Raw genomic sequence first — 15,042 nt, forward strand, 5'->3', positions numbered from 1 at the left:
CGTGATGCGCCCCGCGAGGTCTGCCGGTGTCAGATGAGGCCGACGGGCCGCCCTGACACGGCGGAGCGATTCACCGCGTCGGCGATGCGGACCGCCGCCAGACCGTCCGCGGCGGTGACGCGTGCGGGAGTGCCGTCCTCGATCGCGCCGAGAAAGTCGCGGAGCTGCTCGCGATAGGCGTTGTCGACGGGAACATTTGCCGCTGCACCCGTGGCCGCCGCGGCATCCCCCTGCGGCCCGGACCGGGTTGAATCGTGGTCGAGCGTGCCCGAATCGCCGTCGATCTGGAATGCCGCGCGGAACGGCGTGCCCTCATCGCCCCAGCGGCCCTCGATCGAGGTGACCGTACCACCCCTGTGCACGAGCGTGACGTGGGCCTCCACCAGCCGCGGCACAACACCGTCAGACGTCGCCGGAGTCTGGGTCGCCTCGACGCGGAGCACCTCTCCGAACATCCAGCGTGCTTGATCGAAGTCGTGGATGAGGAAATCGAGAAGGATGCCGCCAGACGCCGCGTCGTCGTCGAACCACGTTCCGCCGGCCGGCGTCGCCGCCTCACGGATGAAGCGTGCGTGGCTGACGCTGCCGAGGGCTCCGGACGCGACCGCGTCGCGCGCGTGCCCGTACGGCTCCATGTACCTCACCACGTGGGCCGGAAACAGCGGCACACCCGCGGCCTCCGCCGAGAGCACGAGGTCGCGGGCGACATCGGCGCTGCGCGCGAGCGGCTTCTCACACACGATCGGAAGGTCTGCCGCGATCGCGGCGCGGATCTGCTCCGCGTGGTACGGCGTGGGCGACGTCACGTCGACGAGCGTGCTCGCCGCGAGAAGCTCGTCGAAGCTGCTCGCAGCGGGGACTCCGTGCGTCTCTGCGAACGACCGCGCGGTGCGCGGCGACCAGACGATCACGTCCACTCCGAGCTCAGCCCAGGCCGCGACGTGCGTCGCCGCCATAGAACCGGCTCCGATCAGGCCGACCGTGTGCTGTGACATTCTCGCCCCTTTGCTTGGAGAAACCGTAGCAGTGCCTGCGTGCTTCGAGCGGCTACACGCGCTCGAGCGTGGCGAAGCGGAAACCGTCGCGCTGCTCCGATGCGATCTCACGCCAGTGGTCCGACTCCCACTCGGGGAAAACCGTGTCACCGTGCGGCTCTGCGTCGATGAACGTGAGCTCCATCCGGTCGGCAAGAGGAAGAGCCTGCGCGTAGATCTGCCCACCGCCGACGATCGACACCGGAGCGTCTCCGGCGAGCGCGAGGGCCTCGTCGAGCGAGTGCGCGACATCGACGCCGTCGTGCTGCCACGAGGCATCCCGTGTCACCACGATGGTGCGGCGCCCGGGCAGCGGGCGGCCGATCGAGTCGAACGTGCGCCGACCCATGATCATGGTGGTGCCGAGCGTGACGGCCTTGAAGTGCTTGAGGTCCTCGGGAAGGTGCCAGGGCATGCCTCCATCCGCGCCGATGACGCGGTTCGCCCCCATCGCGGCGACGAGCGTGATCATACGGCGATCGGTGCCTTGATGCTCGGCGCCGCCTCGTAGTTCTCGAGCGTGAAGTCGGCGATCTCGAACTCGTCGATGGAGGTGCGTTCGGGGTTGATGCGCATGGTCGGCAACGGTCCGGGCTCACGCGAGAGCTGGAGCTTCGCCTGCTCCAGGTGGTTGAGGTAGAGGTGCGCGTCACCGAACGTGTGCACGAACTCGCCGGCTTTGAGACCGGTGACCTGCGCGACCATCATCGTGAGCAGAGCGTATGAGGCGATGTTGAAGGGAACACCGAGGAAGATGTCCGCAGATCGCTGGTACAGCTGGCAGGAGAGGGTCCCGTCCGCGACGTAGAACTGGAACATGGTGTGGCACGGCGGAAGCGCCATGTCGTCAACCTCGGCGACGTTCCACGCGTTGACGATGTGGCGGCGCGAGTCCGGATTCGACCGGAGCGACTCGATCACCTTCGCGATCTGATCGATGTGCTCGCCGTTCGGTGTCGGCCACGAACGCCACTGGTGTCCGTACACCGGACCGAGGTCACCGTTCTCGTCGGCCCACTCGTCCCAGATCGTGATCTTGTTCTCGTGCAGCCAGCCGATGTTCGTGTCTCCGCGCAGAAACCACAGCAGCTCCCCGATGATGCTGCGCAGGTGCAGCTTCTTCGTCGTCAGTGCGGGAAACCCGGCCTGCAGATCGAATCGCATCTGGTGGCCGAACACACTGAGAGTCCCGGTTCCTGTGCGATCAGACTTCTCGACGCCCTCGTCAAGAACACGCTGCATCAGATCGAGGTATTGGCGCATGGTTCAAGGGTACGCGGTCTCCGGCGCCGATCGTCCTTCCCAGCCTGAGCATCAGCCTCGTGTCGAGACACGCGACAGCGTGATTGTGAACTTGGCGTTCCGCGCCATCTGCTCCGTCCTCCCCACGAGCCGCTCGAGTTGCGGACGGTAGGCAAGGTGCGAGTTCCAAACCGCGAGCAGCACGCCGCCGGGCCTCAGCACACGTCCGGCTTCCGCGAAGAGTTTGAGTGCGATTCCCGCGTGCACAGATGCCCCGATGTGGAAGGGCGGGTTCAGCAGCACCGCATCGACGCTGTCATCTGGCATCGACGAGAGCCCGTCGTCCCGCTGCACGATGACGCGGTCGCCGACTCCGTTCGCGTCAGCGGTGAGGCGAGCGGATGCCGCGGCAGCGGCGGACTGGTCCGATGCCGTCACCTCGACATCGAGTCGCTCCCGAGCAAAACAGGTTGCGAGGACTCCGGTGCCGCACCCGAGGTCGACCACACGACTGACATCGTGCGGCACAGCGCTGAGGTGCTGCAGGAGGAACCGTGTTCCGATGTCGATTCGTGCCCCGGCGAACGCAGCGCCGTGCGCCCAGACCGTCAGATCGAGGTCGTTGTGCCGCTGCGATGTCGGCCACCGTCTCTCGACGTCGTCGTGAGGGCCCGACGCGAACAGCATCCGCGACTTCTGTCTGCCGAGTCCTGCCGACACGCTGCCGAAGGAACGGTTGAGCACGTCGTTCATCGCGTGGGTCATGTGCTTCACTCGACCACCCGCGTACACAGTGACATCAGGCGACGCACTCAGCGCAATCGTCTGCGCGATTTCGTCCAGTGCGTCAAGTGAGCGCGGAAGCTGAAGCAAGACGACGCGCGCGTCCCGAACCAGGTCTGCGTCAAGCCCTCCGATGCGAATCGCATCCGCAAACCCGGTGCGCTCCGCGTTCGCAAGAATCGCACGTTCGCCGGAGAGACCATCCTGGTGCACCCGGATGCCACGCACTCCGTGCAGACCGGCGGCGCCGAGCGAGAGCGCCCCGTGCCGATCTCCGATGACGACAACCTCCCCCTCGGCGGCATCCTCGAGCGCTCCGGCGGCGGTGTCGAGAATGAGCCGATCGCTTGCGTCGACCGCGTAGAGGTTGGGCGCTTCGATATCGGGGTATCTGCGCAGAGCATCGAACGAGAACTCAGTCACAGACTCAGGCTACGGGCTCCCGCTTTCGCATGCCGTGTGCCATCCACCACCAGCTCAACGCACCGATCACGACCCAGAGGAGGAGGGCAGGCACGATCCAGATCACGCCGAAGGCGATATTGCCCGCGGTCCAGCCGAGCTCCGGATTCACCTCAGGGTCGAAGAGGTCGACGAGGGTGCCCGAGACGAGGCCGAGCGGTAACGAGAGAAGGAGCCATGCGGCAACGCTGATCCCGAGTCCTGCCCAAGTGACGCCGACGGGATGGTTCACGTCAGCCGATCGCATGATGCTGATGCTCATGAGGTAACCGAGGATCCAGAGCCCGATCGCGGCCACGCCGATCAGCAGGTACACCCACCACCACGTGCTCCAGGTGTCATCAAACCACGCGCTGACAGTCGCGGCATCGAGATCGCTGGGATTGTCCACAAGGACCAAGCGCACGATCGCCCACATGAATGCTCCCATGAACAGTGCGAACGCGAGGCCGACAACGGTCCAGAAGCCGAGGGACATAAGCAGGAATCCCAGCGCTCCAGCGATGGCTGACGCAGACTTCTGCCGACCGTTGAGTGGCACACGGCGCCACTGCACGGGAGGCTGCCATATCGGGTAGCCGTTGGGACCGACGGGCGGCGGAGCTCCGTACGGCGCGTTCCCGTAGGGTGGGGTCGGCTGCGCATACGTCGGCTGCTGGTAGGGCCCTGACGCATTCGGATTCGGATAGGACACGATTGCTCCTCACCTCGTGTCTCTCCACAATCGCAGAACCTCGCGCAATTGTCTGCGGGGTGTTCTCCCCATCAGCCCCGTTGAGCCCGCGGACTACGACGGAAGATGTGCGCCATCAGCCACCAGCTGAGAGCGCCGATGACGACACTCGCGAGGATGGCGCCGATGACGATCATCACCAGAGCCGCCTGAGCATGCGGGTCAGGGTCGGTCTCGAATGTGTATGCCGACGGCAATGCCTCCAGCCACAGCATGACGAAGATCCAGGCGATGTTCTGCCACACGACCGCGGCAGCTCCGATGCCGGATGCCGTGACCGCGACGATCCGGTCGACACACCCGATTCTCAACAGCAGCGCACTGACGCCGATGCCGAGCAGACACAGGCCGACACAGACCACGGCCGAGATCAGAATGTGGGTCATGACCATGTCGGCGAGACCTCCGAACTTGTCGATGTTCCCCGTTCCCAGCTGCAGCGCGCCGCCCAGTGCCAAGACGCCGGTCAGTCCCAGCACGATGAACAGGAACTGCGTCACACCGATCGAGATGAGGAGAAACGAGGTGCCACCAGCGCTCAGCGAGAACCAGAGCTGGCGACGCGTGAGGGGCGGCTTCCGCGACGCGCGCATCGCTGGCGCAGGCGACCCCCACCCCACCGGCGGTGGCTGTCCGTGCGGCAGGTAGGCAGGCTGCCCCTGGGTAATTCGAGGAGGGAGGCTCTGTGGGTTGTAGGGAGGTGGGGGCGGTGGAACTGCGGGACCAGGATGCGTCATCGGCGAACTCCTTCTGGTGTCGATGACCTCAGGTTTCCGCCTCCACGTCGATCGTGAAAGACATCGGCATCCGAATGTGGATAACTCGGTTCGTCGTGCGTTCTGTGGAAAACCGATCGTGTCACACAGACTGTGAACAACGCTGCCGACCGCCGAGACGACGAGGAGCCGCCGGATCTCTCCGACGGCTCCCTGTCGCAAATCGTTCACCGACTCACGAGTCTCCTCGATGAGGCCGCCACACGACGATCTCCGTTCGACGCTGCGTACGCGTGCCGCTGCGCAGAGGAATCACGTCGCCGTGCTCCCCCGCAGCGAACACGCGACGGCCCTGCGCCTGGAGCACCTGGTCGGCGAGGGCGTTCTCGAGCTCGCGCACGCGGGCGTTCAACCGTGAGACTTCGTTCTCGAGGCTGAGGATGCGCGCGATTCCTTCGAGGCTGACGCCTTCGTTGCTGAGCCGCTGCACCTCGCGCAGCTGCTCGACATCGCGCATGGAGTAACGGCGCGAGCGTCCGGCGGTCCGCTTGGGCCGCACGAGCCCGATGCGGTCGTACTGGCGAAGCGTCTGCGGGTGCATTCCCGCAAGCTCAGCCGCAACCGCAATGGCGAATACCGGCGAATGCTCGTCCATGATCAGCTCCGTGCTCTCGCGATGATCTCCTCGCGCGGGTTCTCCTGAGGTTCGAGATCGTGGAATGCCTTGAGGGCAGCCTCAGCTTCGGCGCTCAAGTGCGCGGGCACCGCGACCTGGATCTCTGCGAGCAGATCACCTGTGCCCTTGCTTGTCGTCACACCGCGACCCTTCACACGCAGCACGCGGCCGCTCGGTGTTCCGGGCGCCACCTTGAGCTTGACCGTGTTGCCCTCAAGCGTGGGCACTTCGATCGTCGCTCCCAGCGTGGCCTCGACGAATGTGACGGGAACGCGTACGCGCAGGTTCAGCCCCTCACGTTCGAACACCGGGTGCTTGCGCACGTGCACGGTGAGCACGATGTCTCCCGCCGGTCCACCGTCCGGGGACGGCTGACCCTTTCCACGCAGCTTGATCTTCTGCCCGTCAGCGACACCCGCGGGAATCTTGACCTTGATCGGTCGCCCGTCGGAGGTCTGCAGCGTGATGGTGTCGCCCTTGGTCGCGGTCATGAAGTCGAGAGTGGTGGATGCCGTGACATCACGTCCCGGCGTCGGCCCTCCGAAGCCGCGGTAACCGCCGCTCGACTGCCCGAAGCGCCCGCTCCCGAACATGCCGCCGAGGATGTCGTCGAAGTCGGCCTGCTGGTAGCTGCCGCGCGTGCCTCCGCCGAACATACCGCCGAAGACGTCCTCGAAGCCTCCGGCGCCGCCCGCGGAGCCCGGTGCCGTGAATCGGGCACCGGACCCCATGGCGCGGACAGCGTCGTACTCCTTGCGCTGCTCCTCGTCGGAGAGCACAGCGTACGCCTCAGAGATCTCCTTGAACTTCGCTTCGGCCGCGGTGTCACCGGGATGGGAATCCGGGTGGTACTTGCGTGCCAGCTTGCGGTACGTCTTCTTGAGATCCGCCTGGCTCACGTCTTTGTCGACACCGAGGACTTTGTAGAAGTCCTTGTCGAACCAATCTTGACTTGCCATGGCACCTACTCAGCAGGAACGGCGACGACCACCTTGGCCGCTCGCAACAGCGTGTCTCCCACAAAGTAACCGGTCTGGACGACGTCGACGATGGTCTCGACCTCGACGTCCTGGCTGGGCTGCTGGAAGATCGCCTCGTGCATGTTGTGGTCGAAGCGGTCTCCCTCAGCGCCGAAGGCGCTGAGGCCCAGTCGCTCAACCGCCTGACGCAGCTTCGACGCGATCTGGGCGAACGGGGTGTCGCCCTCAAGGTCTCCGTGCTTCTCGGCGCGATCGAGATCATCGAGAACGGGCAGCAGGGAGTTGAGTGCTGCCCCGGTGGCGCGCTGCTTCTCGATCTCGCGGTTCTCCTCGGTGCGCCGACGGTAGTTGGCGTACTCCGCGTTGACCCGCTTCAGGTCGGTCAGCAGCTCGGTTTCGCGGTCGCTCTGCGCGCCTGCGCCAGAGCCCGCATCGTCGGTATCGGACTCAGCCGCCGCGAGGATGTCGTCGACTGTGAGCTCGTCCTCGGGTGCCGCCGAAGCGGCCCCCTCCTGTGCCGAGGGGTCGGAGGCGCCTGCCTCCGACCCCGTCGTCTGCTCAGGCTGACGAACCTCACCGGTCTCCGGGTCGATGCGACGTTTGTCGTTCACCTTCGGCTCTTCGTCCGGATTCTGGTTCTTGTCAGTCATAGTTACTTCTTCTCGTCCTCGTCGTCGACAACCTCGGCGTCCACAACGTCCTCATCGGAGTTGCCCTGGTCGCCCTGGCCCTCGGTGGGCTCACCGGCTGCCTGCGCCTGCTCACCCTCGGCCTGAGCCTGCGAGTAGATCGCCTCGCCGAGCTTGACCTGGCTCTCGTTGAGCTTATCGAAGGCGGTCTTCACGGCCTCGTCGTCGTCACCGGCGAGAGCGGACTTCAGCGAGTCGACATCGCCCTGGACCTCGGACTTGACGTCCTCGGGGAGCTTGTCCTCGTTGTCCTTGATGAGCTTCTCGATCGAGTACGCGAGCTGCTCAGCGTTGTTGCGGGTCTCAGCCTGCTCACGACGCTTCTTGTCCTCGGCCGCGTTCTCCTCGGCTTCGCGCACCATGCGGTCGATGTCGTCCTTCGAGAGCGACGAGCCGCCCGTGATGGTCATCGACTGCTCCTTGCCGGTGCCCTTGTCCTTCGCAGAGACGTGGACGATGCCGTTCGCGTCGATGTCGAAGGTGACCTCGATCTGCGGAATGCCGCGGGGAGCCGGAGCGATGCCGGTCAGTTCGAACGTTCCGAGGTTCTTGTTGTCGCGCGTGAACTCGCGCTCACCCTGGAACACCTGGATGGCAACCGACGGCTGGTTGTCGTCTGCGGTCGTGAACGTCTCGCTGCGCTTGGTCGGGATGGCCGTGTTGCGCTCGATGAGCTTGGTCATCATTCCGCCCTTGGTCTCGATTCCGAGGCTCAGCGGGGTGACGTCGATGAGCAGAACGTCCTTGCGCTCGCCCTTCAGAACGCCAGCCTGCAGGGCAGCGCCGACGGCGACGACCTCGTCCGGGTTGACGCCCTTGTTCGCGTCCTTGCCGGTCTCCTTCTTGACGAGCTCGGCAACGGCGGGCATACGCGTCGATCCACCGACGAGCACGACGTGCGCGATGTCGGCGACGTTGATGCCGGCCTCACGAATGACGTCGTTGAACGGCTTCTTGGTCCGCTCGAGCAGGTCGCTCGTCATGTTCTCGAACTGAGCGCGCGACAGCGTCTCGTCGAGGTTTGCCGGGCCGTTCTCGGTGAGCGAGAGGTAGGGAAGCTGGATGCTCGTGCTCGTCGAGCTCGAAAGCTCCTTCTTCGCCTGCTCAGCGGCCTCCTTGAGGCGCTGCTTCGCGATCTTGTCCTGCGAGACGTCGACACCCGTGGACTCCTTGAAGCGGGTGATCAGCCAGTCGACGACGCGCTGATCCCAGTCGTCTCCACCGAGACGGTTGTCACCGGAGGTCGCACGAACCTGAATGGTCGAGAAGTCGTCGTCCTTGCCCACCTCGAGAAGCGAGACGTCGAAGGTTCCACCACCGAGGTCGAACACAAGGATGAGCTCGTCTTCCTTGCCCTTGTCGAGGCCGTACGCGAGAGCCGCAGCGGTCGGCTCGTTGATGATGCGCAGAACGTTGAGGCCTGCGATCTCACCGGCCTCCTTGGTGGCCTGACGCTCAGCGTCGTTGAAGTATGCGGGGACCGTGATGACTGCGTCGGTGACGGAGTCGCCGAGGTACTGCTCAGCGTCGTGCTTCAGCTTCTGCAGAATGCGCGCCGAGATCTCCTGCGGCGTGTACTTCTTGTCCTCAACGGTGAACGACCAGTCGGTGCCCATGTGGCGCTTGACCGATGCGATGGTGCGGTCGACGTTGGTGACCGCCTGGCGCTTCGCCGTCTCGCCGACGAGCACCTCGTTGTCCTTGGTGAAAGCCACCACGGACGGAGTAGTGCGCATTCCCTCGGCGTTCGCGATGACGGTGGGGTCACCACCCTCGAGAACGCTCACCACCGAGTTGGTGGTTCCGAGGTCGATACCTACTGCACGTGACATGTGTTTTCTCCTTCTGACCAGCCAGGTCTGGTGGCGTGGCACAACTGATTGATGATCAAAGTCTTCGGGCACCTCGGGTTGAGTGCCTACGGCTCAAGTTTATCGGGCCGAGATCAGCTGTCAATTTTTCGGACCAAAACTTGAGCACATTTGACTCAACTTTCAGGTTGGGCCGTTTATTCCCTAGCAGATCCGCCTCCTGTGGATGACTTTCATCCACACACCTCGGCTTTTTCTAGCGTCAAAGCATGAATCACGTACGTCGCATTTTCACCGCGTTCTCCACGGGCATCCTCGCTCTCACGCTCACGCCGCTGCTCGGCGCGTGTTCCTCCACCGCCGCTGCCTCGCCATTTCCCGAGGCAAGCGCGCCAACCATCCCGCAGTTCTCCGACGAGGAAGCACTTGGCGCCGCGATGACCGTCTACGGCCATCTCGATCGCATCATGCTGACAACCCGCTCAGCCGACTCGCGACGTTTCGCCATGTTCTCGAGCGCCACGACCCCTGAGCGCATGGCGTTACTGAAGACCGACGGCTCTTTCATCGACCACGAGGTGTTCGTCCTCGGGCGCGCGACATACTTCAATACGACGCTGGTTGACCAGACTCGCACCGATGACACTCTCCGCATCCAGATCGCGCTGTGTCGCGACGTCTCGTCTCTCCGATTCATCGACCGGGAAGGCAAGCCAGACAGCACGTGGCAAGTCCGAGAGTACGTCCCGCACAGTGCCGTATTCGTTTGGGACCCGGAGAAGTCGCGACTGCTGATGGATCAGGCGGGCCCCTGGCACGACGAGTCCATCTGCGACAGGGGCGATTCCGCTGATTCCTGATGCTTTTCGCGTCCGCGAGCGGCGGCGCTTCCATTAACCTGAATGAGTCAGCGCGCCCGGGCGCCGAACCATCAGACGAGAGGATGCCGCAATGCACGTCGAGTGGTGGAGCATCCTTCCCTTCGTCGCTCTGCTGCTCTGTATCGCGGTGCTCCCTCTGATCCCGGCGACCGAGCGCTCGTGGGAGAAGAACTCGGTCAAGCTCATCGTGGCCCTGACTCTCGGGCTTCCGATCGCGGGATGGTTCATCGCGGCGGGAAGCGGCGACGTCGTTATCGGTGCGCTGATCGAGTACGCGCAGTTCATTATCCTGCTGGGGTCACTGTTCGTCGCGTCGGGCGGCATCTTCCTCTCCGGAGACATCCGAGCGACGCCGCGCAACAACACGCTCTTCCTTGCGGTCGGCGGCGTGCTGGCATCCTTCATCGGCACCACTGGTGCCGCAATGCTCTTGATCCGCCCCATCCTCAACACGAACCAAGAGCGCACGCACCGCGTACACACCGTCGTCTTCACGATCTTCATCACGGCGAACTGCGGCGGTCTGCTGACTCCACTCGGTGATCCTCCTCTGTTCCTCGGGATGCTCCGCGGAGTTCCCTTCGAGTGGACCCTCAACCTCTGGCCGTATTGGCTCTTCGTGAACCTCGTTCTGCTTCTGACCTACTACGGCCTCGACCGTCGGGCGTACGCCACCGAGCCGGCGGAGCAGATCGAGAAAGACAACGCGACACAGACAAAGCTCGGTCTGCGAGGCGGCATCGGCCTGCTGTTTCTCGCGATGATCATCCTCGCTGTCGCGTTCGTCCCATCCGTCGATGCTCACGCGATCGAGACGGGAACCGCGCAGCTCGCGGATTGCATCCCATGGCGCGAGATCGTGATGATCGCAGCTGGAGCTGGTTCGCTGATCTTCGGCAACCGCGCGGCGAGATACGAGGACAACGGCTTCACCTGGGGTCCGATTCTGGAAGTCGCGGCGCTGTTCATCGGGATCTTCCTCACCATGATGCCTGCGCTCGAGTTTCTCGGACAGGTCGCGCCGTCGCTGCCGCTCAACAACATCACGCTCTTCGTGTTTTCGGGCGGCCTCTCGTCTGTGCTCGACAACGCGCCGACGTATGCCACCTTCTTCGAGATGGCCTCGCATGTGCCCGGCGACGCCCTGGTCGCCGGTGTGCCGGAGCATCTGCTCGTCGCGATCTCACTCGGTTCTGTCTTCGGCGGGGCGATGACGTACATCGGCAATGGCCCGAACTTCATGACCAAATCGGTTGCGGATGCCGCGGGGGTAACCATGCCGAGCTTCGGCGGTTACATCCGCTGGTCACTCACGTACCTGTTGCCGACGCTCGCCGCCATGGTGCTGATCTTCCTCGCTGACGGGCTGTGGTGGAAGGTCGCCGGAATCGTGATCGCTCTCAGCCTCGCCGGCCGAGCGGTCTGGATGATCCGCAGGAGCAGCCACGAGCAGACGTTCACGAGCTAACGCGGTGCTCGGGACGCCGCAGCATCCTGTGGATAACTTTCACGCGACGCTTGTAGTTTTTCTACGCTGACACGCATGGCGATTTCGAGACGACGACGGCTGCTGTCGATCTTCGCAATGTTCTTGGGTATGGCACTTCTTGCGTCTGGATGCACCAAAGCAGAACCGAAACCAACGCCGACACCGACGAAGACGGCCATCTTCTCGAGTGAAGAAGCAGCGCTCCAGGCCGCCGTCGATGTCTATCAAGAATTTAACGCCACTCTGGACAAGCTGAGTGCCACTAACCCCGAGACGTTGGATGCGCTGGAACCTGTCGTCACAGCTGATTTCCTATCTCGGTTCACTCAACAGTTCGAGTCAGATGACAGTGAGAACAGAACCGAGGGTTCGACGTCCTTTCGGAACGAACAGCTGCTGAACTTGGAACAAACCGATCGTGATTCGGCTTCAGTGACGCTTGGAGTCTGTCGAGACCTCTCTACGCAGAAAGTACTGGATTCTGAAGGAAATGACGTCACAGACGAAACTCGAAAGGCATCCGTCGTTCCGCTTCAAGTCGACTTTGTATGGAATTCCGACTCTTCCACGTTGCTCGTAGATCGGCTGGATGTATGGCAGAACGCAAACTGTTAATCCTTCTTGCAGCAGCGGCTCTCGGAGCTAGCTTACTTACCATGCAGCACGTCGGTGCCGTAGAAGCGCATGCGGATGGTTGCAAAGGCTGGGATTTCATAAACGGTGATTGTGTGCCTGAAGACGGAACGCTGCACGTCAGTGATGAAAAAACCGTGCCAGGGCGGGGCGAAGACAATGGTGAGCAGGATGGCTCTCGAGGCGGCTCCGGTGACGGTGGATCAGATAGCGGTGGTTCCGATGATTCGCATGATCTCGACATCAATTGCGAGCTCCTTGACATGTGCGGGGATAGTCGCGATCCGATCACGATCTCTGATCTGGCGTCGTTCAGCCCTGAGCACGTCGATGTTTCTATGGAGCCGAACGGGTGGATGATCATCGGTCTGCCTGCCAATTTCTATGCCGACGCAGACATCAACACCGAAACCGGTGAACTGTTCGACACGGCCGTGACTGTTCGGTTCACCCCAACGAGTTTCCACTGGTCGTGGGGAGATGGCACATCCACCAGCACCAGCACAGCAGGGGCATCGTGGGATGAGCTTGATGTGAAGGAGTTCACCGCGACGGACACGAGCCACACGTTCACGGAGAAGGGGACGTACACGATCAGTCTCAGTGTGGATTACAGCGTCGAGCTCAGAGCCGGCAACGGAGAATGGTTCCCCGTCACCGGTACTCTCACCGCTGATGCCGAAACCATCACCGCGATCGCGACAACAGCAGACTCCGTCATCGTCGATGAAGAATGCACCAAAAACCCATCCGGACCCGGATGCTGAAGAGCGCGGCACTTGAGTGTGCCGCGCTCTTAAGGGAGAGGGTGCGGGTTAGCGCTGACGGTTGCGGGCCGATGCCGCGATTCCGGCCGCCACGAGGAGCGCCCCGAGGAAGATGCACGCTCCGATCGTGAGCGCGACCGGGTCCACCGTGATCGTCGGAACGGCGAGCGCCGCCATCACCACCGCGAACACCAGAAGTGCGACACCCCAGAAGATCGTGCCGAACACCGGCGAGCGACGCCGCTTCCCTTCGGGCTCTGATGCGCCTACCCCCGCGTAACCGCTGGTCGCAAAGTCGGGGTACCTCTCCGTCGGACGCGAGTCCTCCGCAGAGCGTTCCTCCGTCTGCGCCTCGGTATCGAAGATGGCGGTCGCGTCGTCCTGAGCGGGCGCTTCGTTCGGGCTTTCCACCGGAGGAACCGCCGCTCCTGCGGCATCCTCTGGCACATCTTCTGATGCAGTCGAACGCTCGTCACGCGATGCGCTGCCGCCGGGAGTCGAGTGATCGGTGCTCATGCTGTCTCCTTACCTACGACGTCCGCACTGCCAAACAGCACACGAACATGCACGGTGATGATGTCGGATTCGGCAGCAGTTTCCGCTGCCTTGTTCTGAACGACGGCCGACGAGAAGAGTCCTCGCGGCGTGCCGTTGACGGTCACGTCCCCTGAAGGCTCGACCGTTGCGCCGGCACCGTTGAAGTAGACGACGACCGGAACGTCGTCGGGCAGGATCACCTCGGTGCTGCCGAGTCCGAGCCAGAGGTCGATGTTGCCGGACGAGGAATCGTCCACGTCCCGCAGGTCGAGAGTCGCAGCGCCGAGTCCCGCCACGTAGCTCGTGGTCTCTGACGCACTGATCTCGTCAACGGACCACCGGGTGTCCCCAAACGCCGAGAAATGCGCGCCAGAGGGCACGATGCCGACGAAGATCAGAGCGATGACAGCGACGGTCGAGAAGAAGCCGAGTCCACCGTTCTCGCGACCACGGATACCCGCGACGATCGTCGCGAGAGCGAGCACCACGAGCGCGCCGGCGATACCGAAGACGAGCGCGGTCTCTGGCCATCCTGCGGAGAAGGCCGCCAGAGCTGCGACTGCTCCGCCGAGAACAGCCAAGCCGAGGCTGATGGCGACGTAGCCCGCGCTGGGCTGACGTTCACGCCAGCGGGCCGCGTTTTCGGCGCGACGACGCGCGTTCTCACGCATACGCTCCTCATGCCGTGCGCGCGCTTCGGCCTGCCGCTGCTGCGCGTACGCGTGACGCTGCTCTGCGTACGAGTTCTGTCCCCACGCTGCCCCGGGCTGTTGGTTCCACGCTGTGTTCGGGTCCGCCGCGTACGGATGCTGCTCCCACGAGCCAGACGTCGCGGCGCCTGTGTTCGCTCCGCTCATCGGTGTTCCGTCGAAGTTCGCACCGGGCGTCGGCCCCGTTGCAGTTCCGGCTGGCTGCGCGCCGGTGCTCGTCGCCGAACCGAACGCGGCTGCTCCGGCATCCGTCTGCCCTCCCCCCTGGGGGAAAGAACCGCCCCAGTATTGCTCGTGCGAGCGTGGGCCGTTCGGGTCCTTCGGATCGTGCTGTGGCGCCTTGCGAGCGAGCACGACCACGAGCCAGATCACACCACCGACGAGAACGATGATCCACCCAGTGCGCAACATCGCTTCGAACCAGTCGGGCATGCCCCACCAATCAGGAGTTCCGCGCCACCAGATGCCCTGGCCGAACGGAGCGAAGGTGAGAACGAGAAGGATGCCGATGCCGACGAGCGCCGGATCGAAGATTCCGCGAATCATGCGTTCCAGGTGAATGCGCCCCCCGGCATCTGGAAGCAGCGCCCAACCTGCCGCGTATGCGAGGAAAATCGGCCCGCCGAGCAGGGCGATCACGATCGCGATGCCACGGACGAGCAGGGGGTCAAGGCCCGTGCGCTCGGCCACGCCTCCACACACACCGGCGATCCACCGGTCATCAGAGCGGCGCAGGCCGATTCCGCGGACCCACCCGAAGAAACCGTTCGACTGCGACCCGCCGGGCTGAGTGCCGTCGGGCGTCTGTGGAGGTTGCTGCTGATTCGTCATGCTTCAAGCGTGCCCGTGTCACGTGCTCGACACCATGAGGGATGCCCCTGACCTGACCCTGAGATCTG

Annotated in this window: 16 protein-coding genes; 4 read left to right on the top strand and 12 right to left on the bottom strand. The window is 63.8% G+C overall.

Annotated features, from left to right (window positions below):
* Nucleotides 1-29: 29 nt before the first annotated feature.
* From ACSAGD_RS11880 to dnaK, 10 genes are all read right to left on the bottom strand, one after another.
* Complete coding sequence (locus ACSAGD_RS11880; RefSeq protein ID WP_437582966.1) at nt 30-995, bottom strand: Gfo/Idh/MocA family protein; 966 nt, start codon at nt 993-995, stop codon at nt 30-32.
* A 52-nt stretch (nt 996-1,047) separates the two neighbouring features.
* Entirely contained in the window at nt 1,048-1,506 is a 459-nt protein-coding gene (locus tag ACSAGD_RS11885) for a dihydrofolate reductase (RefSeq protein WP_437582967.1), read from the bottom strand.
* Nucleotides 1,503-2,297 carry a thymidylate synthase gene (locus ACSAGD_RS11890; protein ID WP_437582968.1) on the bottom strand — a complete coding sequence of 265 codons (795 nt, stop codon included), beginning with the start codon at nt 2,295-2,297 and terminating at the stop codon, nt 1,503-1,505. The genes ACSAGD_RS11885 and ACSAGD_RS11890 overlap by 4 nt, the downstream gene beginning before the upstream one ends.
* 51 nt (nt 2,298-2,348) lie before the next feature.
* On the bottom strand, nt 2,349-3,482 hold the full coding sequence (locus ACSAGD_RS11895; RefSeq protein WP_437582969.1) for a class I SAM-dependent methyltransferase: 1,134 nt from the start codon (nt 3,480-3,482) through the stop codon (nt 2,349-2,351).
* 4 nt (nt 3,483-3,486) lie between these two features.
* On the bottom strand, nt 3,487-4,215 hold the full coding sequence (locus ACSAGD_RS11900) for a hypothetical protein (protein ID WP_437582970.1): 729 nt from the start codon (nt 4,213-4,215) through the stop codon (nt 3,487-3,489).
* Between the two features lie 71 nt (nt 4,216-4,286).
* Complete coding sequence (locus ACSAGD_RS11905) at nt 4,287-4,847, bottom strand: hypothetical protein (protein WP_437582971.1); 561 nt, start codon at nt 4,845-4,847, stop codon at nt 4,287-4,289.
* Nucleotides 4,848-5,205: 358 nt separating this feature from the next.
* A complete protein-coding gene (locus ACSAGD_RS11910) occupies nt 5,206-5,625 on the bottom strand; it encodes a heat shock protein transcriptional repressor HspR (protein WP_437582973.1) in 420 nt (139 codons plus the stop codon).
* A gap of 2 nt (nt 5,626-5,627) precedes the next feature.
* Entirely contained in the window at nt 5,628-6,605 is a 978-nt protein-coding gene (locus ACSAGD_RS11915; protein ID WP_437582974.1) for a DnaJ C-terminal domain-containing protein, read from the bottom strand.
* A 5-nt stretch (nt 6,606-6,610) separates the two neighbouring features.
* Nucleotides 6,611-7,276 carry a nucleotide exchange factor GrpE gene (locus ACSAGD_RS11920; protein WP_437582975.1) on the bottom strand — a complete coding sequence of 222 codons (666 nt, stop codon included), beginning with the start codon at nt 7,274-7,276 and terminating at the stop codon, nt 6,611-6,613.
* A gap of 2 nt (nt 7,277-7,278) precedes the next feature.
* On the bottom strand, nt 7,279-9,147 hold the full coding sequence (gene dnaK / locus ACSAGD_RS11925) for a molecular chaperone DnaK (RefSeq protein WP_437582976.1): 1,869 nt from the start codon (nt 9,145-9,147) through the stop codon (nt 7,279-7,281).
* Nucleotides 9,148-9,395: 248 nt separating this feature from the next.
* Here dnaK and ACSAGD_RS11930 point away from each other — a divergent pair, with 248 nt between their 5' ends.
* The 4 genes from ACSAGD_RS11930 to ACSAGD_RS11945 all read left to right on the top strand — a co-directional run bounded on the left by ACSAGD_RS11930 (nt 9,396) and on the right by ACSAGD_RS11945 (nt 12,896).
* Nucleotides 9,396-9,986: a hypothetical protein gene (locus ACSAGD_RS11930; protein WP_437582977.1), complete on the top strand. Its 591-nt coding sequence runs from the start codon at nt 9,396-9,398 to the stop codon at nt 9,984-9,986.
* 91 nt (nt 9,987-10,077) lie between these two features.
* Nucleotides 10,078-11,475, top strand: coding sequence for a sodium:proton antiporter (locus ACSAGD_RS11935; RefSeq protein ID WP_437582978.1), 1,398 nt, complete (start codon nt 10,078-10,080; stop codon nt 11,473-11,475).
* 75 nt (nt 11,476-11,550) lie between these two features.
* Nucleotides 11,551-12,111 carry a hypothetical protein gene (locus ACSAGD_RS11940; protein ID WP_437582979.1) on the top strand — a complete coding sequence of 187 codons (561 nt, stop codon included), beginning with the start codon at nt 11,551-11,553 and terminating at the stop codon, nt 12,109-12,111.
* Entirely contained in the window at nt 12,090-12,896 is an 807-nt protein-coding gene (locus ACSAGD_RS11945) for a hypothetical protein (RefSeq protein WP_437582980.1), read from the top strand. Before ACSAGD_RS11940 ends, ACSAGD_RS11945 begins: the two co-directional genes overlap by 22 nt.
* Before the next feature lie 48 nt (nt 12,897-12,944).
* Here the strand turns inward: ACSAGD_RS11945 and ACSAGD_RS11950 are convergent, their stop codons facing one another.
* Nucleotides 12,945-13,412, bottom strand: coding sequence for a hypothetical protein (locus ACSAGD_RS11950; protein WP_437582981.1), 468 nt, complete (start codon nt 13,410-13,412; stop codon nt 12,945-12,947).
* Nucleotides 13,409-14,974 carry a PspC domain-containing protein gene (locus ACSAGD_RS11955; RefSeq protein WP_437582982.1) on the bottom strand — a complete coding sequence of 522 codons (1,566 nt, stop codon included), beginning with the start codon at nt 14,972-14,974 and terminating at the stop codon, nt 13,409-13,411. Before ACSAGD_RS11955 ends, ACSAGD_RS11950 begins: the two co-directional genes overlap by 4 nt.
* Between the last annotated feature and the right edge of the window lie 68 nt (nt 14,975-15,042).

Origin of the sequence: Paramicrobacterium salitolerans (assembly GCF_051513965.1) — a bacterium.
Lineage (GTDB): Bacteria > Actinomycetota > Actinomycetes > Actinomycetales > Microbacteriaceae > Paramicrobacterium.

Bases quoted from the DNA above. Each gene is read 5' to 3' on its own strand.
- ACSAGD_RS11880 (WP_437582966.1), bottom strand. From the start codon at position 995: ATGTCACAGCACACGGTCGGCCTGATCGGAGCCGGTTCTATGGCGGCG.
- ACSAGD_RS11885 (WP_437582967.1), bottom strand. From the start codon at position 1,506: ATGATCACGCTCGTCGCCGCGATGGGGGCGAACCGCGTCATCGGCGCG.
- ACSAGD_RS11890 (WP_437582968.1), bottom strand. From the start codon at position 2,297: ATGCGCCAATACCTCGATCTGATGCAGCGTGTTCTTGACGAGGGCGTC.
- ACSAGD_RS11905 (WP_437582971.1), bottom strand. From the start codon at position 4,847: ATGCGCGCGTCGCGGAAGCCGCCCCTCACGCGTCGCCAGCTCTGGTTC.
- ACSAGD_RS11910 (WP_437582973.1), bottom strand. From the start codon at position 5,625: ATGGACGAGCATTCGCCGGTATTCGCCATTGCGGTTGCGGCTGAGCTT.
- ACSAGD_RS11915 (WP_437582974.1), bottom strand. From the start codon at position 6,605: ATGGCAAGTCAAGATTGGTTCGACAAGGACTTCTACAAAGTCCTCGGT.
- ACSAGD_RS11920 (WP_437582975.1), bottom strand. From the start codon at position 7,276: ATGACTGACAAGAACCAGAATCCGGACGAAGAGCCGAAGGTGAACGAC.
- dnaK (WP_437582976.1), bottom strand. From the start codon at position 9,147: ATGTCACGTGCAGTAGGTATCGACCTCGGAACCACCAACTCGGTGGTG.
- ACSAGD_RS11930 (WP_437582977.1), top strand. From the start codon at position 9,396: ATGAATCACGTACGTCGCATTTTCACCGCGTTCTCCACGGGCATCCTC.
- ACSAGD_RS11935 (WP_437582978.1), top strand. From the start codon at position 10,078: ATGCACGTCGAGTGGTGGAGCATCCTTCCCTTCGTCGCTCTGCTGCTC.
- ACSAGD_RS11940 (WP_437582979.1), top strand. From the start codon at position 11,551: ATGGCGATTTCGAGACGACGACGGCTGCTGTCGATCTTCGCAATGTTC.
- ACSAGD_RS11945 (WP_437582980.1), top strand. From the start codon at position 12,090: ATGGCAGAACGCAAACTGTTAATCCTTCTTGCAGCAGCGGCTCTCGGA.
- ACSAGD_RS11950 (WP_437582981.1), bottom strand. From the start codon at position 13,412: ATGAGCACCGATCACTCGACTCCCGGCGGCAGCGCATCGCGTGACGAG.
- ACSAGD_RS11955 (WP_437582982.1), bottom strand. From the start codon at position 14,974: ATGACGAATCAGCAGCAACCTCCACAGACGCCCGACGGCACTCAGCCC.